Source organism: Streptomyces sp. NPDC043908, assembly GCF_056435525.1.
The window spans coordinates 193,162-219,153 of sequence record NZ_JBWKEI010000011.1; the positions used below are offsets into that span (position 1 = coordinate 193,162).

Here is a 25,992-nt window from a genome sequence, read left to right on the forward strand (position 1 = left end):
TACCGTCAGGCCAGGCGCCGGAACACCGGCTTCACCGGCCGCCCCGCGAGCCAGGGGTCCGGATCGGCGGCGTCCAGCGCCTTGCGGTACACCGCACACGCCTGCGCCACCACGTCGACGGTGCGGTCGATGTCGGCCTCGTCGAGGGCGCTGCTCACCACGAACGACGGGGCCAGCACCCCGCCCGCGAGCAGTTGGCGCAGGAACAGGGTGCGGTACCGCTGCGACGGCTGCCCGTTCTCGTCGAGGGTGGCGAAGACCAGGTTGCTGGCCCGGCCCCGGACGACGACGTGGTCACCGACGCCCGCGCCGGCCGCGGCGGCGCGGACACCGGCGGCCAGCCGCTCGCCGAGGGCGTGCAGCCGCGCGGTGACGCCCTCCTCGGTGTAGGTGGTCTGCACGGCCATCGCGGCGGCCAGCGCGTGCGTCTCCGCGCCGTGCGTGGTCGACAGCAGGAACACCCGCTCGCCGGAGTGCCGCAGCCCGCCGCGCTCCATCAGGTCGCGGCGCCCGGCCAACGCGGAGACGGCGAACCCGTTGCCCAGCGCCTTGCCGAAGGTGGAGAGGTCGGGGACGACGCCGTACAGGCCCTGCGCGCCCGCCTCGGACCAGCGGAAACCGGTGATCATCTCGTCGAAGACCAGGACGCAGCCGTGCCGGTCGGCCAGTTCGCGCAGGCCCGCCAGATACCCGGGCGGCGGCTCGGTGTGGGCGGCGGGTTCGAGGATGAGGCAGGCGACCTCGCCCCGGTACCGGTCCAGCAGCTCCTCGGTTGCGGCCAGGTCCCCGTAGGGGAACCCGACCGTGAGGTCGGTGGTCGCCGCCGGGACACCGGCGGACATCGGCGTGGTGCCGATGAACCAGTCGTCGACGGAGAAGAACGGGTGGTCGGAGCAGAGCGCCACCCGCTGGCGCCCGGTGGCGGCGCGGGCGAGCCGTACCGCCGCGGTGGTGGCGTCGGATCCGTTCTTGGCGAACTTCACCATCTCGGCGGTGGGCACCGTGGCCAGGAACCGTTCGGCGGCCTCCACCTCCACGATGGACGGCCGGACGAAGTTGCTGCCGCGGTCGAGTTCCCGCCGTACCGCCTCGATCACGCGGGGGTGGGCGTGGCCGAGGCTGACCGAGCGCAGGCCGGACCCGTACTCGATGTAGCGGTTCCCGTCGACGTCCCACACATGGGCGCCCCGGCCGTGGCTGATGACCGGGGCCAGGTTCTCGGGGTACTGGTCGTCGCCCTTGGCGTAGGTGTGCGCGCCGCCGGGGATCATCGCGTGCAGTCGCTCGTTCGCCAGCCGCGAGCGCGGCAGACGGAACTCTCCCGGGGCTTCGGTGTCTTGGGTTGCCAACCGACCTCACCTCTCGATGGACTTCAGGACCTCCGCCAGGCCCGGCGCCGCCCGGTCCCGCTGGGACATCGACGTGGCCGGCAGGGGCCAGTCAATCGCAAGTTCCGGGTCGTCGAAGGCGATCGTCACGTCTTCGGCCGGATCATGCGGGCGGTCGATCCGATAGGAGGTGTCGGCGGTCTCGGTCAGCGCCTGGAAACCGTGCGCGCACCCCGCCGGGATGTACAGGGTCACCTGGGTCTCCCCGGACAGCTCGAACGAGGCCTGGTTGCGGTACGTCGGCGAAGCCGGCCGCAGGTCCACGACGACGTCGAAGATCCGCCCGTACGAACACCGCACCAGCTTGGCCTCGCCCTCTCCCGAGCGCAGGTGCAGGCCGCGCAGCACACCCCGGACCGAGCGGGAGAGGCTGTCCTGGACGAAGGCGTCCGGGTCCAGGCCCACCGAGCGGACCACGTCCGCGTCGAAGGTGCGGCAGAAGAAGCCGCGTTCGTCGGCGTACGGCGTCGGTTCGAAGAGGAACGCGCCCGCGATCTCGGGGACTTCGGTCACCTTCATGGAGCCTCCTGGCGGGCACGGGGCCGCGCACGGCCGGTCGTCGGGAACAGGGCCGCGGTCAACGCGTCGAACTGGTCCTTGAGTTGGCGGGCGGCGACACGGTTCCGCTCGGCGAGGGTCCGGCGCAGCTCCGCCGCGTTCTTCTCCAGCTCACGGAACTGCTCGACCAGCCGGTCCGTGTCGACCTCGCGGGCCGGATGGCGGTACGGGCCCAGACCCATCCGGGCCATGAGCGCGTCGCTCTTCGCCGCGTAGCTGAGGGCGAGCGTCGGTGTGCCCGCCTTCAGCGCGCAGATCAGGTTGTGGTAGCGGGTCGCCACCACCGTGTCGGCCGCCGCCGCCTCCTTCATCAGGTCGGCCAGCGAGGCCGTCTCGGCGACGGTGACCAGCGGCGAGTCCACCGCCTCCAGGATCGCGGCGACCACCGGCCGGTCGACCTCGTCGCCGGTGAGCAGCCGCACCGGCCTGCCGTCGTCGACCAGCGCCCGGACGAACCCGGTCACCCCGTCGAGGTAGCGCCGGTGGATCTCCTCGGCCCGGGCGCGGTCGTCGTCGCCGCCGTGGAAGGCCATCACACCGACGCAGACCGTGCCCGCCGGTCCCGGGGGCGCGCTCGCCGGTGGCGTCGGCAGGGCGAACGCGAGGTCCGGGCAGACCCCGTCGCGCGTGGTGTCCACACCCATCGCCCTCATCGCGTCGCGGGACGGGGCGTCCCGGTACGAGCGGTACGCGGCCAGCCGCGCCGACCAGCGCACCAGCGTCCGGGTCGCCCGGTTGCCGATCGGGGCGGCCCCCACACCGACCAGCGCCACCCGGGTGCCGGAGAGCCGGCCGCTCGCGCAGAGCAGGAACAGCGCGTACGGGAAGCCCCACGGCCGCAGTGGCAGGGTGGCCTCCAGGACGCCCATGCCCGGCACCATCACCACGTCGTGCCGGCGCACCCAGGCGGCGGTGCGGAAGACGTCGACGAACTTGCCCAGTCCCTTGCCCGCGACGGCGCCCGCGCGGGACGCGGTCCGGTACTCCCCGCGGTACCAGTGCAGCCGCGTCGCGGGGATCCCGTACCGGGCGGTGACGGCCTCCGGGCCGCCGCACAGCGCGTCCACGGCGGCCTCCGGGTGCTCGGCGCGCAGATATCCGAGCAGGGCCTCCAGCGACCCGTCGTTGCCGAGGTTGCCCGAGCCCAGTAAGCCGAACACCCCGACACGGACGGCGCTCACGCCCCCCTCCCCTCGCGGCCCGGCACCAGGGCGTCCACGGAGACGGTGAGCCGGTCCGGGTCGACCGGCGCGCGGTCCTCCACCCGCTCGCCGGCGCCCGGCCGCGCCCGGCTGGCCATCCACGCGGCGAGATGGCGGTAGCAGGCCCGCCGGTCGGCCGAGGAGAGCGGGGCCCGCCGGATCGCCGCGACGAAGCCGGCGACGTACTCGGCGAGCAGCCGGGGCGTCGGATGCAGCGGGCCCGCCCGGCGCGGGTCGAGGTTGACGCAGCGGGAGCGCTTGGTGGGGTTGGCCCGCTCGGCGCGGGCGGGGTGGTCGCGCCGGAAGTACAGCAGCTCCGGCACCTGGTGGAAGGGTCCGTGCAGGGCGATCTCGGCGACGAACGTGCGGTCCGCGTGGTGGTAGCTGTCGAGCGGCTTCACCCGGCGCAGCACGTCGGCCCGCAGCACCCCGTAGAAGTCGTCGCCGCCGGGCTCGAACAGCAGGCTGCGGAAGCGCTCCGGCGCGTGCGGCGAGTCGGTGGCGAGGGTGTACTCGTACGGGACCTTCACCTGCCCGTCGCCGTCGATGACCGCCTGGCCGGTGTGCGCCAAAATCATCTCCGGCCGCTCGTCCAGCGCCTGGACGCAGCGCAGCAGCAGGTCGCGGGCGTACAGGTCGTCGTGCGAGGCCCACTTGAACAGTTCGCCCCGGGACAGGGCGAACACCCGGTTGTGGTTGGGCGTCGCGCCGATGTTGCGGGGCAGCCGCGTGTACCGGACGCGCGAGTCCTTCGCCGCGTACCGGCGGCAGATGTCCTCGGTCCCGTCCGTCGAGGCGTTGTCCGAGACGACCAGCTCGAAGTCCTCGTAACTCTGGCCGAGCAGCGCGTCGAACGACTCGGCCAGGTACTCCTCGCCGTTGTACACGGGCAGGCCGATGCTCAGCCGGGGACGGTCGCTCATGAGGTCCTCACTTCGGGGATGGGGTGGTGAAGGTGCTCGCGCAGGGCGGACCGCAACTGGAGCCACCACACGGCCGAGCTGCAGCCGGTCGCGACGGCGACGCCCCAGGCCGAGCCGACCGTGCCGGCCGCGGCCGCCCCGCCGAGCCCGCCGCCGACGTAGCAGGCGGACGCGAACAGCTGGCAGCGCAGGCTGCGCCGGGCCGCGGCGAGCGCGCGCAGCCCGGCCGCGGCCCCCGTGCCGAGCCCGGCGCCCGCGACACCGAGGGTGACCGGAACGATGAGCTGGGAGGAGGAGTGCCAGACGTCGCCGAGGACGAGCCCGCCGAGCCGGTCCGGCATCAACAGCAGCGCCCCGCCCCACAGCAGCGCGGCGGCGGCCTGACCGCCGCCCAGCAGGAGGCAGAAGGTGCCCAGGCGGTGCGGGGCCCGCCGCAGCACCCGCGCCGCCTCCGCGACGGTGACCAGCGACAGGCCCATCAGCACGGCGAGGAACGGGCCGAGCAGCAGCTCCGCGCCCCGGACCGCGCCCACCGCGCCGACTCCGACGATCGCGCCGAGCCCGTACGCCCGCAGCTGGTTGGCGCCGCTGAGGCTGACGTTCTCGACCAGGTAGCGGTAGCCGAGGTCGCGCTGCTCGCGCAGCCACCCGCGTGCCTCGCCCAGCCGGGGCCGGATGCCGCACTGGACGCAGCCGTACGCCGCGGCCACCGTGGCGGACGCGCCCCAGGCGAGGACGAAGGCGGCCACGGTGCCCCGGTGGGCCGCCACAACCATCGCCGGGACGAGCGCGACGCCCCACACGACGTCGTTGACGAACGCCTTGCGCCCGGTGCCCGCGGCGAAGAACGAGTACCGCCAGGCGTCCTGGAGCAGCAGCCCCGGCAGCATGAGGCCGAGACAGGCGAACGCGGGCCCCACCCGGCCGCCGAGGGCGAGGCCGACCGCCGCGCACGCCGTACCGAGGGCGGCGCCGACGGCGAGCGCGGTACCCGAGGACCGGGCCACCGCCCCGCGCCAGGCGGCCTCCGGCACCCCGCTGAAGCGCACCACGAGCGGATCGGTGGCAAGGCCCCGGGAGACGTTGAGCACCACGCCGTAGGTCACCCACGCCAGGCTGAACACACCGAACGCGGTCACCCCCAGCGAGCGCGCCACATAGATCCCCACCGCGAAGTTGCTCACGCTGGAGGCCGCCTGGTCGGCCAGGCCCCAGGACAGCCGGCCGACCAGCGCCCGCCGGGCGGATCCGGCCGGTGCCGCCGCCTTCTCCCCCTCGGTGGTCATCGGAGTCATTCCTTGATCAGCTCGGCGCCGCGCAGCGCGTCGGCAGCGTCGGCGACGGCCTCGAAGGGCAGCCCGGACCGCTCGGCGACGTCCAGCAGGGAGTGCTCGCCGTCGGAGAGGCTCAGCACCCACAGCATCGCCATCTCGGTCTGCTTGGCGTCGCTGCGGCCCCCGAGCGAGTCGTACAGCCCGCGCCGCCCCAACTGCGGCTCGCCGTAGGGGCTGAGGTTGACGTACCGCCGGTCGCGGTCCAGGACGGCGAACGCCTCGCGGCAGACGGCGAGGGTGTCCTCCATCGCCTCCGGGGAGACGAAGTCCGGGTTGTCCGCCGAGGTGTGGTACTCGGGATAGCGCGCGTACGGCGTCCGGCTGAGCGAGCCCACACCGAGGTCGAACCCGGGCGAGCAGTACTGCCGCTCGTCATAGCCGTACGGGGTGAACTCGGTGATCCGGTGCGGCCGTTGGGAGGCGGTCAGCACGTGCCGCATCGCCCGGTCGATCCCCGCGTCACCGCGCCTGCTCCGCTTGTACGTCAACGGGCCCCGGTCGCCGGCGCAGGCCAGCACCAGCCCGTGCTTGACCCGCTCCCGCACCCGTTCCGCGTTGCGCGCCAGCCACGTGATGGCACCAATGGTGCCGGGCGCGAAGATGAACCGGTAGGTGTGGTACGGCGTCCGCTGAGCCAGCACGCGGGCCAGGAACACCGCCACCGCGATGCCGGCCAGGTTGTCGTTGGCCAGCGACGGGTGGCAGACGTGGCAGGAGACGATCACCTCGTCGGCGACCTGTCCGGGCACCACGTGCTCGGCGTAGGTGAGGTGGCCGTCGGCGAGCGTGGAGTCGACGCACACCTCGTACTCGCCGTCCGGCAAGGCGTCCAGGGTCTCCTGCGCCAGGCAGAACCCCCAGGCCGGCTTGTAGTAACTGGTGCGGTAGGGCACCCAGGACGGGTTCTCCGGCAGGGTGTGCAGATGGTCGCGCAGCTCGGCCAGGGGCATGGTCGCGGACACCGGCACGCTGTAGCCCAGCACGTGCAGGCTGGACGCGGCGAAGTCGACGACCCGCCGGCCGGTGGCGTCGGCGATGTAGGCGTCCCGGATGTTCCACTCCTGCGGCACCGTCCAGTCGAGCACCCGCGTCCCGGTCGGCACCTCGTGCACCTGGAGCGGAACGTACTCGCCGACGATGTCCAGGGTGGCGCGCACCCCGTCGCCGGTGATGCTCCGGCACAGCGGGTACAGCCGCTCCACCAGGGCGTGCATCTCCCTGCCCGTCCCGGTCACCCGCGCCGCCGCAGGGTGTCGTCGACCGTGCCCGCCCCGGACGCCGCGCGCAGCACGGCGAGACGGGTGAAGCGCTGCTCGAAGGCCTCCCGGGTCAGTCCGTGCGCACGGTAGGCGTCGGCGAGTTCGAGGGCGCCCCGCTTCACCGTCCACGCGCAGTCGAAGCCGGGGACCGCCGCGCGGAACCGGGAGAAGTCGACCCGGTACGAGCGCGGATCGGCGCCGTTCTCCCCGGTGATGTTCACCTTCGCTCCCGGCACCGCCTCGGCGACCTGGTCGGCGATCTCGGCGACCGTGACGTTGTTGACCTCGCTGCCGATGTTGAACGCCCGGTCGTGCACCGCCTCCCGGGGCGCGGCCAGCGCGGCCGTGAAGGCGCGGGCGATGTCGGCCGCGTGCACCAGCGGGCGCCAGGGGGTGCCGTCGGAGAGCACCAGCACCTCGCCGGAGAGCAGGGCGTGGCCCACCAGGTTGTTGAGCACGATGTCGGCGCGCAGCCGGGGCGAATAGCCGAAGGCGGTGGCGTTGCGCAGGTACACCGGGCTGAAGTCGCCGTCGGCCAGGTCGTGCAGATCGTCCTCGACCCGCACCTTGGACTCCGCGTACGGCGTCACCGGGCGCAGCGGGGCGTCCTCGGCCACCAGGCCGCCGCCACCGGCGGCGCCGTAGACCGAGCAGGTCGAGGCGTACAGGAAGCGCCGCACACCGGCCTCGCGGGCCAGCCGGGCGAGGCGTACCGACGCGTGGTGGTTGATGTCGTAGGTGAGCTGCGGCGCCAGCGCGCCCAGCGGGTCGTTGGAGAGCGCGGCCAGGTGGATCACGGCGTCCACCCCGGCCACATGCTCGGCCGTGACGTCCCGCAGGTCCACCCGGTGCCCGGGCGGGTCCTCGGGCCGCGGGCCCAGCACGCAGTCGGCGAACAGGCCCGCGTCGAGGCCGACGACCTCGTGTCCGGCGGCGGCGAGGACCGGGGCCATCACGGTCCCCAGGTAGCCCTGGTGTCCGGTCAGCAGTACACGCACAGTTCATTCCCCCAGGTCGAGCATGAGTTTGGTGACGGCGAACGCCTCGGCGTAGCGGGCGTGGCATTCGATGCCGCGGATACGAGCGAGGCCGAGGAAGGCCTCCTGGTCGTACCACGGCCGGTGCCGCTGCGAGGGGTAGTGCTCCTGGAGCAGCCGCACCTTCTGTTCGGCGGTCTCCGGCGACAGCGGCTGGTACGCCGCCATCCGGCCCAGGTCGCCGTCCCACTTGACGATCTCGTAGCCGAGCACGAGGTGGTCGCGGAAGGCGGTGGGTATCAGCCGCGCCAGACCGCGGTGGTCCTGGTGCGCGTCCTCGGCGCGCGGGGCCAGCACGAGATCCGGGTCGGTGCGCCCGCGCAGCTCCTCGACCGCGGCCTTGGCCTCGTCCCAGTGCACGGGCAGCCGACCGTCGGGGAGTTTCAGCACGGTCAGCCGCAGGTCGGCGCCGGGGCAGAAGGCGGCGAGCGCGGACCGCTCCTCCCGCTCCCGCTCTCCGCCCCCGCCGGACAGCACCAGCGCGTCGACGCGGACGCCCGGCCGCGCGCGGCACAGCGTCAGCAGTGTGCCGCCGGCGCCGATGGCGATGTCGTCGCAGTGCGCGCCCACCGCGGCGATCCGGTCCGGGCGCCCGGCGCTGAGCCGGATCACGCCCTCGCCCCCGCGCCGTCCCGCTCCCACACGGCCCACGGGCGCTCGCCCCGGGCGTAGGCGTCGTCGAGCGCGGCCCGCTCCTTGACGGTGTCGGTCGGTTTCCAGAAGCCGCGGTGCCGGTGCGCCACCAGGCGGCCCTGCTTGGCCAGCCGGGCGCAGCCGTCCCCGACCAGGTCGCCGTTCTCCGGTATGTGGTCGAAGATCTCCTGGCGGAGCACGAAGTAGCCGCCGTTCTCCCACAGCGGCAGTTCGCTCACCGCGGTGATGCCCCCCACCAGGCCGTCCTCGCCCAGCTCCACGCAGTGGAAGGAGGACTGCGGCGGCACCACCATCATCGACGCGCCCGCGTCGCGCCGGGAGAACCGGTCGATCATCTCCGGCAGCGGGGCGTCGGTGAGCACGTCGGCGTAGTTGGCGAGGAACATCTCCTCGCCCTCCAGGTGGTGGCGGACCCGGCGCAGCCGCTCCCCGATCGGCGACTCGACCCCGGTCTGCACGAACGTGATCGTCCAGGAGGCGATGTCGGTGGACAGCAGCTCGGTCTTCCCGTGCCGCAGTACGAAGTCGTTGGAGGTCGTCTCCTCGTAGTTGAGGAAGAAGTCCTTGATGTGGTGGGCCCCGTACCCCAGGCACAGGATGAACTCGGTGTGCCCGAAGTGCGCGTAGTAGCGCATGACGTGCCAGATCAGCGGCCGCGGGCCGACCATCGCCATCGGCTTGGGCACGTCGTCGGAGGATCCGTTGCGCATCCGCATCCCATAACCGCCGCAGAACAGGACGACCTTCATGCTGTGACCTCGACAATGCTCAGTTCCGGTATGGGGAAGACCAGCCGGCCGCCCCAGTCGTGCACGAAGGACAACTGCTCGGTCAGCTCGGCCCGCAGGTTCCACGGCAGGACGAGGACGTAGTCCGGCCGGTCGGCGGCGATCCGCTCGGGCGGCAGGATCGGGATCCGGGTGCCCGGTGTGAACCTGCCGTGCTTGTACGGGTTGCGGTCGACGGTGTACGCGAGCAGGTCGGGCCGGATGCCGCAGTGGTTGAGCAGGGTGTTGCCCTTGCCCGGGGCGCCGTAGCCGACGACCTTCTCACCGCGCTCGGCCGCTTCGATCAGGAACCTGAGCAGATCCCGGCGCACCTTGGCCACCCGGGCGGAGAACTCGGCGTACCCGGACGGCTCCTGGAGCCCGGCCGCCCGCTCCCGCTCCAGCACCTCGGCCACCGTGCGGCTCGGCTCGCCCGCCGCCTCGGCGGGCCGCGCCCACAGCCGGATGGACCCGCCGTGGGTGGGCAGCAGCTCGACGTCCACCAGCGCGAGCCCGCCACTGGCCAGCGCCCGGACCGCGGACGCCACCGTGTAGTACTGGAAGTGCTCGTGGTAGATCGTGTCGTACTGGTTCTCCTCGATCAGGGTCAGCAGGTGCTGCACCTCGATGGAGACCCAGCCGTCGTCGGCGACCAGGGCGCGCAGCCCCCGGGTGAAGCCGACCACGTCGGGGATGTGCGCGTACACGTTGTTGGCGACGACCAGGTCCGCCGGGCCGTGCTCGGCGCGGACGGCCGAGCCGGTGGCCGGGTCGAGGAACTCCGTGAGCGTGGGCACGCCCGCGTCCCGCGCCGCCGCGCCGACGTTCACCGACGGCTCGATGCCCAGGCAGCGGATCCCCCGCTCCACCACGTGCTTCAGCAGATACCCGTCGTTGCTGGCGACCTCCACCACGAAGGCGTCCGGCCCCAGCCCCACCCGCCGTACGGCGTCCTCGACGTACCCGCGCGCGTGCTCCACCCAGGACGTCGAGTACGAGGAGAAGTACGCGTACTCCTTGAACGTCTCCTCCGGCGTGATCAGCGGAGGGATCTGCGCGAGCCAGCAGTCCGTGCAGACCCGCAGGTGCAGCGGGTACGCCGGCTCCGGCAGGTCCAGTTGGTCCGCGGCGAGGAAGCTCTCGCACGGCGGCGTCGCCCCCAGGTCGACGACGCTCGCCATCGCTTCCGAGCCGCAGAGTCGGCATCGTGTCATCTGCTGTCCCCATCCCCCCGGTCCGCGCGGGTCTCCCCGCCGCGCACCAGCTCCGACCGCCCCGCGATCGCGGTGCGGTACCCCTCCACCAGGCGCTCCAGCCCGACGGCCGGGCTGAACCCCTGCTCATAACGGAGCCGGGCCGCCCGGCCCAGCTCCCGGCTGCGGTCCGGCGCGTCCGTGATCCGGTGCAAACAGGACGCGAGCGAGGCGGCCTCGCCCGGCCGGTGCAGCAGACCGGTCACCCCGTCCTCGACGAGCTCGACGAAGGCGCCGTGACCGGCGGCGACGGCCGGGACCCCGGCCGCCATCGCCTCCACCACCACCAGGCCGAACGCCTCCAGCCACGTCGAGGGCGCCACCACCGCGACCGCCCGCGCGATGGCCCGCCGGCACTGCGCCGGGTCGTAGAGACCGACGTGGCGCACGTCGTCGCGGCCCGCCGCCCAGGCGCTCACCTCCGGCTCCAGCGGCCCCGCACCGGCGATGACGAGCGGCACACCCACCCCGCCCTCCGCGGCGAGCGCGTCCCACGCGGCCATGAGCAGCCGTACGCCCTTGGCCTCGGCGAGCCGGCCGAGATAGAGCAGATGCTCACCGGCGCCCGTGCGGCGGACGTCCGGCTCCGGCACGAAGTTGTGCTTCACCGCCAGCCGTTCGGACGGCATGCCGGCCCGGACCAGGACGTCGCGCTGTGCCGCGGAGATGCAGAAGAACCGCTCCACACCGGACCACCAGCGCCGCCGGTTGACCGACAGGCTGACCGCGAGCGGCACCGTGGCGAGCCGGGAGCCCCGGTAGCAGCCGTGCCGGACGGCGGGCAGCGGCGTCCCCCCGACGCACTCCGTGCACGGCCGGCCGTCCCGTTGCAGCGTGCCGGGCGGGCACACCTGGGTGTAGTTGTGCAGCGTGGCGACGGCCGGCACCCCGGCGTCGGCGCAGGCGGCGAGGACCGCGGGCGACAGCAGCGGGAAGACGTTGTGGACGTGGACGATGTCCGGCCGCCCCGCGCGGAGCCGGGCCGCGAGCTCGGTGCGGACCGCCGGGTTCCACGGCACGAGCAGGGGCAGCGCGGCCTTGCCCGGCAGGGACCGGGCGGCGATGTCGTCGCTGCGCCGCTCGAAGACCTCGACCCGGTGGCCCGCCGTGCGCAGCAGCTCCACCTCCTGGTCGACGACGTTGTTCTCCCCGCTCGGCTGCGCCGAGGAGTAGCGGTTGTGCACCACGAGCACGTGCATGGGTGGGGTCACCTCCGGTCCCGGGCCCAGCGCGGGACAGGTCGTCGGGGAATCGCGGGCGCCGGGAGGGACGCGGGCGCGGCGAGGAGCGAGGCGGCCAGGGCCAGATGCAGCAGATACGGCGAGGCGTCGCCCAGGCCCGCCTCGGTGTACGAGGCGATCGCGCAGTAGCTGATCAGGAAGATCGCGCAGGCCCGCTGCAACGACGGCGGCCGCAGCAGCGCGACGCCGCCGAGCACGAGGATGACGGCCGCGACGAGGGTGATGCCGATCAGCCCCTGCTCGTTGTAGACGGCCAGCCAGCTGTTGTCGATCGGCAGCCCGCCGAACGACTTGTCGCCCAGGCCCACGCCGAACACCTTCTCCGACGTCGACCGGGGCGCCGACAGGAGCGCGTCCCACACCTTGGCCCGGCCGGTGAGGCTGGAGAAGTTCTCCTTGCTCTGGCCGCGCAGGAACCACGCCTGGAGCACCGGGCCGAGCGCCGCCGCGGCCACCACGGCGCACAGCACCGCCCAGGTGAAGAACCGGCGGGCCGCGGCGCTGGTCAGGACGAGCGAGCCGATCGCCAGCGTCAGCCCGATGAACAGGCCGAGCGTGGCCGTCCGGGTGTGGGTCAGCGCCAGCAGGACCAGGGACGGCACGATGACGACCGCCGCGCTGGTCCGGTCGGTCCGGCGGCCCATCAGGAGCAGCACGGTGAGCCCGATGATCACCGCGGCGTACTGGCCGATCTGCGGCGGGGTGAGCGGCCACACCGCGCCGACCAGACGTCCGCCGTAGAGGCCGGGCAGGGCCGCGCCGGGGGAGACGACCAGACCGGCGGCCACCGACCCGAGCACCGCGAAGTACATCCGGATGTGATGCCGTACGAACGTCACACCCCCGTCCCACCAGCGGCCGAGCAGCCACAGCGTGGCGACGAAGAGCGCCAGCCGGGCGCACCGGAACAGCGCGCCGAACCCGGACTCCAGATGCGCGCTGGAGATCACGCTCGGCACCAGCAGCAGGGTGAGCAGGAACAGGAAGGCGCTGGGCCGGACGCGCAGTCGGAGGTTGAGGGCGAGCGCCAGCGCGAACGCGGCGACCAGCGCGCCCATGGTGACCAGCTGGATGAGGGAGCGCGGCAGCGGGACGATGGTCTTCGCGCCCGCGGAGCCGAGCGTGTTGAGGATCAGCAGCCCCCAGACCGTGCCGACGAGCTTCGGCGTGTGGTCGGTCTCCATCTCAACCACCGTCCCGCATACGGAAGGTGCTGCCCGCGTCCTGCTGGTACGGCGGGGCCTGCCACTGTCCGGAGTCCAGCACCCGGCTCGGGTCGTGGGCGACGAACTTCCACGGTCCGACGTAGACGTTGTCGTGCCAGCGGTTGCGCTGCTTGAGAGTGATCGCCTCGGCCACCTGCTCGCCCTGGTAGGGCGACCAGTCGGGGTAGGTGCCGTAGTTGGCCAGTACCGCCATGCGGTCGCACTTCACCGTGCAGTCGACGACCGAGGTGTCCAGCAGGAAGCGGTTGTTGTGGATGTCCACCCGCTGGGTCTTCCACCGGCAGTCGGCGTAGAGCGGCGCGTCGGCGATCGCCGGGCGCGCACAGCGGTCGGAGTGCGGCACCAGCAGCGTGCAGTCGCCGGAGGAGGTGTTGGCGGGGCTGTTGCAGAACCGGTCGGCGTTCTCCCACAGGGTGATCCCGGACCAGTTGTTCTCCAGGACGTTCCCGGCGATCTCGATCTTGTCCGTACGGGCGTGGATCCGCGGTTCGCCGCCCGACTCGGACAGGTAGACCGTCGCGAACGGGAAGGTGTCGCCGCGCTCGACGTACTTGCGGCCCTCCACCCAGTTGTTCCGCAGGAACGAGTTGTTCCGGATGACCGCGTTGTAGCTGGTCTCGTAGATCAGCGCGGCACCGTCGTTGGCCTCCAGGACGTTGCCCTCGATGCGGAAGTCGTTGTTGTTGGTGTCCGCCCACAGCCCGGTCCCGCGGTTGTCGTGCACCCAGTTGCCGCGCACGTCGGCGCCGTTGACGGCCCAGAACTTCACGCCTCCCGTGCAGCCGCAGCCCGGCCGGCGCCGCTCCCAGTCGTCGGTGTTGTTGCCCGCGATCTCGTTGCCCTCGACCACCAGACCGCCGAGCCGGGCGCCGTCCTTGTACGCGTTCATTCCGTACTGGCCGTTGCCGCGCAGACAACTGGCGCGTACCTGCTGGCGGGCACCGGCCATCAGCCCGGCGCCCGAGTTGTGCTGGATCGTCGTGTGCTCCACCACCCACCCGTCGGCCGAGTCGTGGTTGACCACGCCCTCGTTCTGCGGCGCGACGAAACCCTCGACGGTCAGATGGCGCAGGGAGACGTCCCGGGCGGGGCCGCCGAACGCGTACTGGTTGGTCTTGCGGCCGTCGAGCACCGCGCCGGGCGCGCCGAGGTAGTGGTCCCCCTCCTTGGGGAGCACCTGGGCGTACCGGTCCGGTTCGAGCCGGTGCCGGCCCGGCCGCAGCCAGAACGTGGTGCCCGGGGGGCTGTTGCGGGTCTTCGCCGCCAGATCACCGACGACCGCGGGGTCGACCGTCACCGCGCCCGCGGGCGCGGTCGCCGGGCCGGCCGGGGGCGCGGCGCACACCCGGGCCACGGGCCGGGCGGCGGACGTGGCGGACCGGCCCGTCGGCTCCGGCGCCGGTCCGCCCGGCTTGCTCACACAGCCCGTCACCAGCAGGGCCGCCGCCGACGCCGCCACCCACACCCCGTACCGCCTCGTGGATCCCACGCTGCCCCCTAGCCGTGGAACCTGAGTACGGTGGTGAACCCCCGCGCGCCGTCGGCGGAGCCCGTGCCGACCAGCGTGGTGGCGGGTTCCTTGCGCCCGAAGCCGGGGGAGTACCAGCCCAGCGGGGGATCGCTCTCGCCGCGGTGCGCCCGCCAGGACAGCTCCCCGGGCAGGTCGAGCACGGCCGAGCGGTCCTCGCCGTCCCGGGTCCAGGTGAGCCGGGCCCGGTCGCCCACCAGCTCCGCGGTGATCGCCGGGCCGAGGTGGAAGGCCAGCCGCACGTTCCGGCGGGGGCCGCCGCGCACCTCGTCCACCACCCGCAGTTCGCCGCTCGCGGCGGTCAGCTCCACCCGGCGCCGGTGCGTGGAGGGCCGGTAGCCGTCGTGCTCGGCGCACCACAGGGCCACACCCCCCTCGGAGGTGTCCGCGGCCAGGACGCGGCTGCGGGCGTGCCGGGTCCACAGGAACGGGCCGCCGGAGACGGACTGGTCGCCACCGTCCAGACCCAGGGTGTTGTGGCCGAGGGTCGACCGGAAGTACCGCCGCCACTCGGGCTGCCCGTGGTAGCAGTACGTCCCCGGGTCGGCCAGCACGTCGACGCCGTCGTGCCGGACCTCCACGGACAGCGCGTCCGCGTGGGCGTGGGCGGCGATGGACAGGAAGCCGTGCGGGCCGCCGTCGCAGCGGCACCAGATCTCCCCCGGGCCGCGCAGGATGGTGAGCCCCGCGTCGGCGAAGTGGCCGGGCCTGCTCGCCGGGCGGGACACGGCCGGTGCGCTCGCCACCTTCGCGTACGGCCGGAGAAGCGCGGCCAGCAGCGGGGTGCGCACATCGCCGCCGGTCACCTCCGGCCACCAGGCGAGCCGGCCGAACACGGCGTCCCCGGTGGCGAGGAGCGAGGCCCAGCGGTCGGTGCCCGCGCCGTCCAGGACCAGACCGTGGCCGTCGTCCGCGTCGCCCTGGCGCGGCGGACGCAGCCGGTTGTCCACGACGGCCGCGAGCGCGTCGGTCATCCGCAGCAGCACCACCCGGACCGTCGCGGGGACCGGCACGTTGGCGGCGTCCGCCTCGGCCACCGCGGCCAGGCCGAGCTCCAGCACCAGCCCGTGGTACTCGGTGGCCAGCTCGCGGTTGAGACCGGAGAGGAAGGTGTTGGCGCGCAGCTGCCGCTCCAGGAGCCGCAGCGCGTCGGCCCGCCAGCGCGCCGAGGCGGGGAACCACCCGAACGCGCAGGCCGCCGCGAACTGCCCGGCCGCCTCGGCGATGACGTGGTTGTTCGCCGAGGAGCCCCGGCTGGGGAAGGCGGCCAGCCAGCGCTGGTGGTGCCAGACCTGCTCGCGCGCCACCGGGTTGGACTCGAAGAGCGCGGCCGCGCCCGCCCAGCCGTCGAGCAGTCGCCGCACCCACACCCACGACAGCAGCCGGATGCCCAGCTCGATGCCGCTGGTCCAGTGCACCGAGCGCAGCGGGGGGTTGGCCTCCCACCAGGACCGCAGATGCGCGGCCACGCGCTCGGCGTACCGCTCGTCCCCGGTGATCGCGTAGGCGGCGGCCAGCACCGTCAGGTACTGGTGCCGCGACAGCTCCCAGATCTGCTTGATGTCCCCGACCGCGTCCTCGTCGCGGTACGGCACGTCGAAGGCGTAGCCGGCGGGGGCCCGGCGCCCGGTCCTGGGGTCGTGGGACCAGTCCGGGTCGGTCAGGTCGTCGCGTTCCACCCCGAAGTACGTGACGCGCCCGGCCATCAGGCGGTCCGCCTCGGCGACGAGCCGTCGCGCGGCGTCCGGCGGCACCGCGGCGAGCGCCCCCGCGGGCAGCACCGCGGTGAACCGGGCACCGGACACGTCCGGGCAGGAGGGCGGCGCCGACCGCCACCGCCGTCTGCGGACCGTGTCGCCCACCCGGCCGCCGACCTCACGCGGCCCCATCCGGGACAGCCGCCGCAGATACCAGCCGGCACTCCCCGAGCGCACCGTCATCGCGCCCCCGTCAGGGTCACCGGCGTACCGGCGGCGAGGCCGGACCGTACGGCGAGGGTGGCCGCCGTGGTGGCGGCCAGCGACTCCAGGGACACCGGCATGGGCCCGCCGGTCCGCACCGCCCGCACGAACGCGGCCAGTTGCGCGGACTGGCCCTTGTCCCGTGCCTTCGGCAGCCGCGAACTGACCCACCGCCTGCGGCGGCCGTCGTACACGGAGGCGCGCACGAAGTCGTCGAGCCGCAGCACCTTGCCGTCCGCCACCAGGTCCAGCGTCTCCTTGGGGAAGTCGGGCGCGCCGGAGGTGACGTAGCTGAGGGTGGCGGTGGACCCGTCCGGGTAGCGCAGCACGACCTGGAGGTCCTCGTTGCCGGACGCGGCGACCGCGTACACCGACACCGGGTCGGCCCCCAGCAGCCAGCTCGCCGTGTCGATGAAGTGCCCGCCCTCGCCCGCGAACCGCGAGCCCTCGGCGCCCTGCTGGAGGTACCAACTGCCCTGCTGCAACCGGCCCGCGTTGACCAGGTAGCGCAGGTTCGCGGGCCCGGTGCGGGCGCCGAACCGCTTCCCGGCCTCCTGGAGCAGCGGCGCGAAGCGGCGGTTGAAGCCCACCTGGAGCCGGTCGTTGCCGGACTCCTCCACCGCCGCCAGCACCCCGGCCAGCTCCTCCTCGGTGAGCGCCAGGGGTTTCTCCACGAACACGCTCTTGCCGGCCAGCAGCGCCTTCCGGGTCAGTTCGGCGTGCGAGCTGTGCCGGGTGACGACGAACACCGCGTCGACGGACTTGTCGCCGAGCACGGCGTCCAGATCCGTGGTCGCCGCGGCGAAGCCGAACTTCCGCCGGGCGTTGGCCGCGGAGAGCGCCGTCGTGGTGACCACGGTCGACAACTCGACGCCCTCGCGCCCCGCCAGGTGCGGCAGCAGCATCGACGTGGCGTAGTTGCCCGCGCCGACGAACGCCAGCCGCACCGGCGTCCCCGCGCCCCGGGACGGGGAGGACGACCCGCCGCCGGACCGCTTCACCGCGGGCACGGGCACGGACACCGCCGGGGCCTCCGCCCGCGCCTCCGCCGGCTGCCCGGGGTACCGGAACAGCACCGCCACGGCCTTCAGATCGCCGTCCTTCAGGCGCTGATACGTCTCGACGGCGTCGTCGAAGGCGGCGACGTGCGAGACCAGGGGCTCCACGTCGACGCGGCCACGGGCGGCGAGATCGAGGAAGCACGCCAGGTTGCGGCGCTCGGTCCAGCGCACATACCCGATCGGGTAGTCCCGGCCCTCCAGCTCGTACTCCGGGTCGTAGCGCCCGGGGCCGTAGCTCCGGGAGAACCGGACGTCCAGCTCCTTCTCGTAGTACGCGTTCCACGGCAGGTCCAGACGGCACTTGCCGATGTCGACGACCCGCCCGCGGTCCCGGCAGAGCCGGGCGGCCAGCTCGACGGGCTGGTTGCTGCCCCCGCCCGCCGCCAGGTACACCTGGTCCACGCCGTGCCCGCCGGTGAGTTCGGCGACGGCGCTCTCCACGGCCGCGGACGCGGGATCGCCGCAGGCCGCGGCGCCCAGGCGCTCGGCCAGCTCGCAGCGCGCCGGGTCGGGGTCGGCCCCCACGACACGGACTCCGGAGGCGGTCAGGAGCTGCGCCACCAGCTGCCCGATCAGGCCGAGGCCGATCACCAGCGCCACCTCGCCGAGCTGCGGCTCACCGCGGCGCACGCCCTGCAACGCGATCGACCCGACGGTGCCGAAGGCCGCGTGCCGCGGCGCGAGACCGTCCGGCACCCGCGCGTAGAGGTTCTTCGGCACCCAGTTCAGCTCGGCGTGCAGCGCGTGCTCGTTGCCCGCGCAGGCCACCACGTCACCGACCGCCACGTCGTCGGTCCCGGCTCCGACCTGCTCGACCACCCCGCACAGCGAGTAGCCCAGCGGTGTGTACGAGTCCAGCTTGCCCATCACCTTGCGGTAGGTGGCGGGCACCCCGTTGGTGGCCACGCTCTGCATGACCTTGGCCACCTGGTCCGGCCGGGAGCGGGCCTTGCCCAGCATCGACATACCGGCCTCGGACACCTTCATGAGCTCGGTCCCGGTGGATATCAGCGAGTAGGCGCTGCGGACCAGCACCCCGCCCGGCTTGCACCCCGGCACCGGCACGTCGAGCACCGCCAGCTCGCCGCTCTTGTAGTTCTGCACAACCTGTTTCACCGAAGTCCCCTTGCTTCTACGCCGACAGGCGCGTGTTCTCGCCGGACCCGGAGGTCGCGCCGCGATACCAGTACTCGAGGGTCAGCACATGCCAGAGATGTTTGGAGAAGTCCCGCTGCCCGGAAGCGTCCTCGGCGACCATCCGCGCCAGCGCGTCACGGCGCAGGAACCCGGAGCGGACCAGCTCGCCGTCGTTGACCACCTCGCGCACCAGCGGTGCCAGGTCCCGGCTCATCCAGGCCCGCAGCGGGGCGCTGAACAGGCCCTTGGGCCGGTAGACGATCTCCCGGGGCAGGACCGAGAGGGCGGCCTCCTTCAGGACGGCCTTGCCCTGCCGTCCGGTGATCTTGCGGTCGCCGGGCACCGCGAACGCCGCCCTGACCACCTCCACGTCCACGTACGGCACCCGCACCTCGGTCGACGCGGCCATGCTGGAGCGGTCCGTGTACGCGAGGTTGAGGCCCGGCAGGAACATCCGGGCGTCAGCCAGGCACATGCGGTTGACGAAGTCGTCGAGGTCGTTGTCCTGGTAGACGTCGGCGTGCTCGGTCAGGACGTCGTCGACCGTCCCGGCCAGATCCGGGTCGACCAGGGCGAGCAGCTCCTCCTGGTCGTACATGGTGTAGCTGCGCCGGAACGCGGTCTCCTCCGGCAGCTCCGCGAAGGAGAGGAACCGCTTGGCGAACCGCACCGAGCGGTAGCCCCGGCGGGCCGTGGCGACCGGCAGCCGGTCCACGGCCGCGGACACCCCGCGCCGCAGGGGACGCGGAACGCGCTGGTAGCGCAGCGCGAGCAGATTGGCCAGGTGCTTGCGGTACCCGGCGAACAGCTCGTCCGCGCCCATCCCCGAGAGCATCACCTTCACCCCGGCCTCCCGGGCGGCCGAGCAGATCAGGAAGGTGTTGATCGCGGCGGGGTCGCCGATCGGCTCGTCCAGGTGGTAGGTCATCTCCGGCAGCAGGTCGAGCACGTTCGGCGCGATCTCGATCTCGTGCAGGTCGACCCCGAACCGCCCGGCCACCTGACGGGCGTAGCGCAGGTCGTCCGGCATCGCCTCGAACCTGGCGTCCTCGGCGCGGAACCCGATCGTGTAGGCGGAGATCCCGGGCCGGTGGCGGGCGGCCAGCGCGGTCAGATAGCTGGAGTCGAGCCCGCCGGAGAGGAAGGTCGCCACGGGCACGTCGGAGAGCAGGTGCCGGCGCGTCGACTCCTCGACGACGGCGGCCAGATCGGGCCGCTCACCGGCGCGTGCCCGCTCCCGGCCCTCGGCGGCGACCTCCCTCAGGCTCCAGAACGTTCCCCGGTCCACCCGGCCGTCGGCACGGCACCGCAGCCAGCTCCCCGGCGGCAGTTTCTCCGCCCCGCGCAGCGCGCAGCGCGAGTCGGGCACCCAGTAGTACAGCAGCGAGGCCACCAGCGCCGCGTGGTCCACCTCCAGTGATCCGCCGGTCACCGCGGCGAGCGCCTTGAGTTCGGAGGCGAACACCAGACCCGTACCGCGCCGGAGCAGGAACAGCGGTTTGACGCCGAGCTGGTCGCGGGCGAGCACCAGCTCACCGGTCCGCTCGTCGAAGACCGCGAACGCGAACATGCCGCGCAGCCGGGGCAGGCAGTCCGTGCCCCAGCGCCGCCAGGCCTCCAGCAGGACCTCGGTGTCGGAGGTGCCGCGGAAGCGCACCCCGGCGGCGGCCAGTTGGGTACGGAGTTCGGGCGCGTTGTACAGCTCGCCGTTGTACGTCAGGGCCAGGCCGTCCGAGACCATCGGCTGGGCGCCGGTCCCGGACAGGTCGATGATGGCCAGTCGGCGGTGCCCCAGCTGCACGTCGCCGTCGCCGAGGGGATGGCCGTAGCGGCCCGCCCCGTCCGGGCCGCGGTGGGCGAGGACGTCGGTGAGCCGGTCGGTGACGGCCTTCCCGTCCGGCCACCGGTATGTGCCTGCGATGCCACACATGTCCTACCGCGCCTCCTGGTCGCTGTCCGGGACCCGCGCCGCCCACATCGGCAGCCGCTCCGTCCCCCGCCGGCCCTCCCCCACTGCCTGAACGGCGTGGGAGGTGCCCCCGCCGTTCCGCCGGGCCGGCCGTTCGTTCTGACCGCGCAGCGCGGTGTGCGGCCCGTCCCACAGCGTGCCGTCGGTCCGGTCGCGCGGATCGGGGTCGATCAGCACCACACCGATGACCACGATCCGCTGGTCCGCGAGCTGCCGGGCCACCGTGTGCAGCCACGCGGCGCTGCCGTGCCCGGCCCGTACGACGAGCACGGTCTGCGTGCCGAGGTACTGGAGGTCGGTCCACGCCGTGCCGGGCGCCACCGAGCCGACGCCGAGCCGGTGTCCGTGGTGCGGCACGGCCACGGCGTCCCCGCCGCCGACCACGCTCGGATCGCCCGGCTCCCGGCGGCCGTTGGCCAGCTCCTGGCCCGGCAGGCCGTCGACGACGACCACGGGCTCGTCGGCCGCCAGCGCCCGGGCGACGTCCAGGGCGATCGCGCCCGTGGTGCGCGCACAGCCCAGTTCCAGCAGCGACACCGGTTCCGCGCAGCCGCGCACGGTACGGGCCAGGGTCGCGGCGAGCCGTCGGTGTGCCGCCCGGCGCCTGCCGCGCCGCCACAGCCACGCCGGCCCCCGGGGGGTGCGGTGCAGCTCCGCGACGACCGAGGCTCCCAGGTTCGCCGCGATCTCGCGGCGCAGCACGGGGCGGTCCGCCACCACCGAGCCGACCGCGGCCACCGCGAGCCCGAGGACGAGCCCCAGGACGAGGCCGACCACGCCGTTGGTGACGGCGGCCTTCGGCAGGGAGTGCCGCACCGCGCGCGGCCCGTCCACGATCTGCGTGCCCGCGACGAGCTGGGGTGCGCCGGTGCGCGCCTCGGCGGCCCGCTGGTCGAAGTCGGCGATCCGCGAGTTCAGTTCGGCCCGGCGGGCGTAGAGCGTCTCGATACTGGCCGACGCCTTCGCCCCGCCCGACTGCGCCCGGTCCCCGATCGCCTTGTTGACCTGGGCGAGTTCGTCCCGCATCCGGTCACGCTGGTCGAGGAGCGCCTTGGCCTCGGCCTTCGCCGCCTCCTGCATCCGCCGGACGTGGTCCGCCACGAACGCGTCGGCCAGCGCCCTGGCCCGGGACACCGCCTCCGTGTCGCTGGACGCGGTCACGTCGATCTGCATCAGGTTGTTGGTGAGGCCGGTGCCCCGGTAGTCCCGCATGAAGTCCTCGGGCTTCTCGGGGGACTTGAGCGCCTGGAGAGCCTTGCCGGCGATCCGGGTGGTCCCCAGGAGCGCGACATCGGTACGCATCAGCGTTCCGGTGTCGTTGGGCTGGTCGGCCTGGTGCGTGACCAGTACCTTCGCCACGGCGGCCGGGGGCGGCGGCCTCAGGACGGCCATCATCGCGCCGGCCAGCAGCCCCAGCAGCGCCAGGGACGTCCAGAGGCGGCGGCGTCTGCGGACCGCCGCCACCAGCGACTGGAGGTCGAAGAGCGGGGTGGCGTCCGGCGCCTGCGAAGTCCTGTTCGTCACACCGAACCCCGCTTCGCGTCGTCGCCCACGGGGATCACCGGGGCGGTGGGCCGCGGGGGAGGAGTGGTGGTCCGCGCCGGACGGGCCCGGACCGGGCGGGCGACGACGACGCCGACCACCTCGTGCTCGGCGTCCGCGCACGCCTCGGCGACACCGGCGAGGTCCTCCGCGGTCCAACCGCCCGCGCCGACCACGACCAGGGCGCCGGACTCGGTGCCGCGGTCCGGCACCAATGGCTGGGACACCGAGACGTCCACCACCCGCAGCAGCGGACCGCTCTCGGCCTCGGCGACGAGCTCCCCGGCCGCCAGGCGGGCGGTCTCGTCGCCTTCGGGGACGACGACCAGCAGCCGCCGCGGCGCCGGGAGCCGGTCCCGCAGACGGGCGCACACCCGCCGGTAGCGGGTCCGTCTGCCGGCCTCGTCGTCGGACATCGGCGGATCCGGCATGTCCCACCGGCCGTCGAGGCCGAGGAGCCGGCGGATCCAGGTCCGCGGGGCACGGCGCCGAGTCGGCGGAGCGGCCCGTTCGCGGGGTACGTCGACGGCGCCCAGCAGCGTCGAGCCGAGGGCCGCGGCGATCTCCCCCTCGGTGCGCAGCCGGCGGTTCACCCGGGCGGCGGCGAGATGGCCGACGACCGCGAGCACGAGGAACAGCAGCGCCCCGGCGACGGTGAGCTGGGTCCTCGTCGGCGGTGCCTCGCCGGTGGGGCGGGCCGCCGGGCCCATCACGACCAGTCCGGCCTTGCTGGTCGCCGGGTCGGCCTGGTCCAGCTTCTTCATGGCCTCCTGGAGCGCGGTGCGCAGCTTCTCCAGTTCGGTGCGGACCTGCACGCTCTCCACGGTCTGCCCCGGGTCGGCCGCGTTGGCCAGCTCGCTGATGCGGCGGTTGGTCTTCTCCACCCTCTGCCGCAGCGCCTCGGGCCCCGCCGCCGCGTCGGGGTCGCTGTCGTCGCCCGCGATCCGCGCCGCGAACGCGACGAACTGCTGGGCCAGTTGGTCGGAGAGCCGCTGCGCGCCCTCCGGCGTGTCGGCCGTACCCGAGATCTTGATGATGTTCCCGTCGGTGACCTTGGCGCTCACCCGGTCCCGCAGCCCGGTGCCGCCGCCCCGCCAGCCGAGCGTGGTGGCCGCGCGGTCGACCACCGCCGAACTGGTCGCGATCTCCGCCTGGGTCAGCAGTTCGCGCTCCTCCCACTGCCCGGGCAGCAGCACCGACGCCGACGCCGTGTACCGCGGGGGGAAGAACACCGCGCTGCCGTAGCCGACGAGCGCGCCCACCACCGCGAGGACGGCGAGCAGCTGCCAGCGCCTGCGGAACATCCGCCCGATCGTGACCAGGCGTATCGTGTCATCGCTCAATGGCGCGGCCTCCTCGCCGTTCGTACGGGCCCGTCCGCCGACGCCGGAGTGCGCTGCCCGCAGGCGACGGCGTAGGCGGCGAGCAGCGAGGCCTGCGAGTTCCGCCACGACAGCTCTCCGCCGATCCGCTCCTGGCCGATCCTGCCCATCCGGGCGCGCCGGTCGGGGTCGTCCAGCAGCAGCGCGATGAGCCCGGCGAACGCGGCCTCGTCGTTGGCGGGCGCGTAGAGAGCGGCGTCACCGGCGGAGACCCGCGCCTCCTTCAGGTCGAAGGAGACGATCGGGCGGCCCATCGCCATGTACTCCAGGACCTTGTTCATGGTCGACACGTCGTTGAGCGGGTTGCGCGGGTCGGGGGAGAGGCACACGTCCGCGGTGGACAGGTAGCGCACCAGATCGGCGTCCGGCACCCGCCCGGTGAACTGCACCTGGTCAAAGAGCCCGAGCCGCCGGGACAGCTCCACCATCGCGTCGAAGGCGTCGCCGGACCCGACGAACACCGCGTGCCAGTCGGTCCTTCCGAGCTCGTCGCGCAGCTTCGCCAGGGCCCGCAGGGCGTAGTCGACGCCGTCCTGGGGGCCCATGACCCCGAGGTAGCACAGCAGATGGGGCTTGCCGCGCTTCAGCTCCGGTTCGGGCGGCACCGGTTGGAACCGGTCGGTCTGGGGTGCGCTGCGCACCACGAACACGTCCGCGGGGCGCCGGCCGCCGCGGCGCACCGCGACGTCCCGGTAGCTCTCGTTGGTGGCGAGCACCACGTCGGCGGCCCGGTAGGTCCACCGCTCCAGCGCGCACACCCCCCGGTAGAGCAGGTCCTCGCCGCGGTCGAACCGGGAGAGGTACAGCTCGGGCACCAGGTCGTGCTGGTCGAAGACGAACCGCGCGCCGCGCCGCTTCAGCCACAGCGCGGGCAGGAACAGCAGGTCGGGCGGGTTGCAGGCGTGGACCACGTCGACCGGGCCGACCTTGCGGGCCAGCCGGGCCGTGTGCCACAGCGCGGTCGCGTACTCCCGCAGATAGCCGGCCGGTCCTCCGGTCGCCGCGCGCAGCGGGTAGCGGTGGATCCGCACGCCGTCGATCTCCGCCTCCGCCTCCGTGTCGCGTTTGCTTCCCCGGGGGCAGATGACGTGCACCTCCCACCCCGCGTCGCGCAGGGTCGTGCACTCCTGCCACACCCGCCGGTCGAACGGCACCGACAGGTTCTCCACCAGGATCAGGGCGCGCCGGCCCGGCCGGTCGCCACCGGCCGGGTCGTCGCGCGAGATGTCACCAGGCAAGGCCCACGTACCCCGGTTCGGCCCGGCGCGCCTCGGCGTCGGGGAGGCGGACGAGGTCGACGATCATCGGGCCGTCGCCGTGGGGCAGCGCCGCGAGCACGGCCGGGTCCCTGGTCCCGACCAGGCACACCTCGGCATGGGCGAGCACCTCCTCGACGGAGTCGGCGAGCAGTTGCGCGAGGTGCGGCAGCCGCGTCTCGATGTACTCGCGGTTGGCTCCCATCAGCCGGGAGAGGCTGACGTTGGCGTCATGGATCTTCAGGTCGTACCCCTTGCCGAAGAGCCGCTCCGCCAGCTCGACGAGCGGGCTCTCGCGCAGGTCGTCGGTGCCGGGTTTGAAGGAGAGCCCGAACAGGCCCACCCGGCGTCTGCCGGTGCGCTCGACCAGGTCCACCGCCCGTTGCAGGTGGTCGGAGTTGGAGGGCAGCACATGGGCGAGGATGGGCACCGAGACGTCGGCCCGCCGCGCCGCGTGGACCAGGCTGCGCAGGTCCTTGGGCAGGCAGGAGCCGCCGAAGGCGAAGCCGGGCCGCAGATAGGCGGGACTGATGTTCAGCTTGCGGTCGGCCAGGAACACGTCCATCACCTGGTGCGAGTCCACGCCCAGCGCCTGGCACACCGCGCCCAGCTCGTTGGCGAAACCGATCTTGAGGCCGTGGAAGGCGTTGTCCGCGTACTTGATGGCCTCGGCCGTCGGGATCGGCACCCGGAACACCTCGCCGGGCAGGCCCTCGTAGAGCGCCGCCACGGTGTCGCCGCCGGCCGGGTCGAGCTCGCCGATGACGGTCTTGGGCGGGTCGAAGAAGTCCCGCACGCTGGTGCCCTCGCGCAGGAACTCCGGGTTGACCGCGACCCCGACGTCCACTTCGGCCGTGCCGCCGACGTATTTCTCCAGGATGGGCACGAGCAGGTTCAGACAGGTGCCCGGCAGCATCGTGCTGCGGAAGACGACGGTGTGCCGGCCCCCCTGCTTGACCCCCTCGGCCAGCACGGCGCCGATCTGCTCGGTGACCCGTTCCAAGTAGGTGGTGCACAGGCTGCCGTTGGACTCCGACGGCGTACCCACGCAGACCAGCGACACCTCGCTGCCCATGACCGCCTCGCGGACGTCGGCGGTGGCCCGCAGCGCTCCGCTGCGCACCACCTCGGCGGTGAGTTCACCGATCCGCTCCTCGACCACCGGGGCCCTGCCGTCGTTGACCAGGTCGACCTTCACCTGGTTGACGTCCACCCCGATGACCTCGTGCCCCAGACTGGCCAGGCACGCGGCCGACACACAGCCCACGTAGCCGAGCCCGAAGACGCTGACTCTCATGCCCCGTCCCTCCCCCC

At 73.5% G+C, this 25,992-nt stretch carries 20 protein-coding genes; all 20 read right to left on the reverse strand.

Features of this window, described 5'->3' with window-relative positions:
* Window positions 1-5 precede the first annotated feature (5 nt).
* The 20 genes from AC069K_RS24435 to AC069K_RS24530 are packed head-to-tail and all read right to left on the reverse strand — an operon-like array spanning window position 6 to window position 25,975.
* Entirely contained in the window at window positions 6-1,349 is a 1,344-nt protein-coding gene (locus tag AC069K_RS24435; protein ID WP_478619777.1) for a glutamate-1-semialdehyde 2,1-aminomutase, read from the reverse strand.
* A 6-nt stretch (window positions 1,350-1,355) separates the two neighbouring features.
* Window positions 1,356-1,907, reverse strand: a complete 552-nt coding sequence (gene rfbC, locus AC069K_RS24440) for a dTDP-4-dehydrorhamnose 3,5-epimerase (protein ID WP_365101831.1) — start codon at window positions 1,905-1,907, stop codon at window positions 1,356-1,358.
* A complete protein-coding gene (locus tag AC069K_RS24445) occupies window positions 1,904-3,127 on the reverse strand; it encodes a polysaccharide pyruvyl transferase family protein (protein WP_478619780.1) in 1,224 nt (407 codons plus the stop codon). Before AC069K_RS24445 ends, rfbC begins: the two co-directional genes overlap by 4 nt.
* Complete coding sequence (locus AC069K_RS24450) at window positions 3,124-4,071, reverse strand: glycosyltransferase family 2 protein (protein WP_365101826.1); 948 nt, start codon at window positions 4,069-4,071, stop codon at window positions 3,124-3,126. The genes AC069K_RS24445 and AC069K_RS24450 overlap by 4 nt, the downstream gene beginning before the upstream one ends.
* The gene (locus AC069K_RS24455) at window positions 4,068-5,357 is read right to left on the reverse strand and encodes a hypothetical protein (protein ID WP_478619783.1); all 1,290 of its coding nucleotides are present in this window, start codon (window positions 5,355-5,357) and stop codon (window positions 4,068-4,070) included. Before AC069K_RS24455 ends, AC069K_RS24450 begins: the two co-directional genes overlap by 4 nt.
* Window positions 5,358-5,362: 5 nt before the next feature.
* Window positions 5,363-6,619, reverse strand: coding sequence for a DUF4910 domain-containing protein (locus AC069K_RS24460; protein WP_478620055.1), 1,257 nt, complete (start codon window positions 6,617-6,619; stop codon window positions 5,363-5,365).
* A gap of 17 nt (window positions 6,620-6,636) precedes the next feature.
* The gene (locus AC069K_RS24465; RefSeq protein WP_358831291.1) at window positions 6,637-7,662 is read right to left on the reverse strand and encodes an NAD-dependent epimerase/dehydratase family protein; all 1,026 of its coding nucleotides are present in this window, start codon (window positions 7,660-7,662) and stop codon (window positions 6,637-6,639) included.
* A 3-nt stretch (window positions 7,663-7,665) separates the two neighbouring features.
* On the reverse strand, window positions 7,666-8,313 hold the full coding sequence (locus tag AC069K_RS24470; protein WP_478619786.1) for a PIG-L deacetylase family protein: 648 nt from the start codon (window positions 8,311-8,313) through the stop codon (window positions 7,666-7,668).
* Window positions 8,310-9,104, reverse strand: coding sequence for a glycosyltransferase family protein (locus AC069K_RS24475; protein WP_478619789.1), 795 nt, complete (start codon window positions 9,102-9,104; stop codon window positions 8,310-8,312). The genes AC069K_RS24470 and AC069K_RS24475 overlap by 4 nt, the downstream gene beginning before the upstream one ends.
* The gene (locus tag AC069K_RS24480) at window positions 9,101-10,336 is read right to left on the reverse strand and encodes a class I SAM-dependent methyltransferase (RefSeq protein WP_478619791.1); all 1,236 of its coding nucleotides are present in this window, start codon (window positions 10,334-10,336) and stop codon (window positions 9,101-9,103) included. The genes AC069K_RS24475 and AC069K_RS24480 overlap by 4 nt, the downstream gene beginning before the upstream one ends.
* Complete coding sequence (locus AC069K_RS24485; RefSeq protein ID WP_478619793.1) at window positions 10,333-11,574, reverse strand: glycosyltransferase; 1,242 nt, start codon at window positions 11,572-11,574, stop codon at window positions 10,333-10,335. Before AC069K_RS24485 ends, AC069K_RS24480 begins: the two co-directional genes overlap by 4 nt.
* Window positions 11,575-11,582: 8 nt before the next feature.
* On the reverse strand, window positions 11,583-12,800 hold the full coding sequence (locus tag AC069K_RS24490; protein WP_478619796.1) for an O-antigen ligase domain-containing protein: 1,218 nt from the start codon (window positions 12,798-12,800) through the stop codon (window positions 11,583-11,585).
* Window position 12,801: 1 nt separating this feature from the next.
* Window positions 12,802-14,331 (reverse strand): right-handed parallel beta-helix repeat-containing protein, encoded by a 1,530-nt coding sequence (locus tag AC069K_RS24495; protein ID WP_478619799.1) that lies wholly within the window; start codon window positions 14,329-14,331, stop codon window positions 12,802-12,804.
* A gap of 8 nt (window positions 14,332-14,339) precedes the next feature.
* Window positions 14,340-16,310: a heparinase II/III family protein gene (locus AC069K_RS24500; RefSeq protein ID WP_478619802.1), complete on the reverse strand. Its 1,971-nt coding sequence runs from the start codon at window positions 16,308-16,310 to the stop codon at window positions 14,340-14,342.
* Window positions 16,307-18,508, reverse strand: a complete 2,202-nt coding sequence (locus tag AC069K_RS24505; protein ID WP_478619805.1) for a bi-domain-containing oxidoreductase — start codon at window positions 18,506-18,508, stop codon at window positions 16,307-16,309. Before AC069K_RS24505 ends, AC069K_RS24500 begins: the two co-directional genes overlap by 4 nt.
* A gap of 16 nt (window positions 18,509-18,524) precedes the next feature.
* Window positions 18,525-20,459 carry an asparagine synthase (glutamine-hydrolyzing) gene (gene asnB, locus AC069K_RS24510; RefSeq protein WP_365101798.1) on the reverse strand — a complete coding sequence of 645 codons (1,935 nt, stop codon included), beginning with the start codon at window positions 20,457-20,459 and terminating at the stop codon, window positions 18,525-18,527.
* Between the two features lie 3 nt (window positions 20,460-20,462).
* On the reverse strand, window positions 20,463-22,022 hold the full coding sequence (locus tag AC069K_RS24515; protein WP_478619808.1) for a Wzz/FepE/Etk N-terminal domain-containing protein: 1,560 nt from the start codon (window positions 22,020-22,022) through the stop codon (window positions 20,463-20,465).
* Window positions 22,019-23,383: a YveK family protein gene (locus tag AC069K_RS24520; protein WP_478619811.1), complete on the reverse strand. Its 1,365-nt coding sequence runs from the start codon at window positions 23,381-23,383 to the stop codon at window positions 22,019-22,021. Before AC069K_RS24520 ends, AC069K_RS24515 begins: the two co-directional genes overlap by 4 nt.
* On the reverse strand, window positions 23,380-24,660 hold the full coding sequence (locus AC069K_RS24525; protein WP_478619814.1) for a glycosyltransferase family 4 protein: 1,281 nt from the start codon (window positions 24,658-24,660) through the stop codon (window positions 23,380-23,382). The genes AC069K_RS24520 and AC069K_RS24525 overlap by 4 nt, the downstream gene beginning before the upstream one ends.
* Complete coding sequence (locus AC069K_RS24530) at window positions 24,650-25,975, reverse strand: nucleotide sugar dehydrogenase (RefSeq protein ID WP_478619817.1); 1,326 nt, start codon at window positions 25,973-25,975, stop codon at window positions 24,650-24,652. The genes AC069K_RS24525 and AC069K_RS24530 overlap by 11 nt, the downstream gene beginning before the upstream one ends.
* Window positions 25,976-25,992 lie beyond the last annotated feature (17 nt).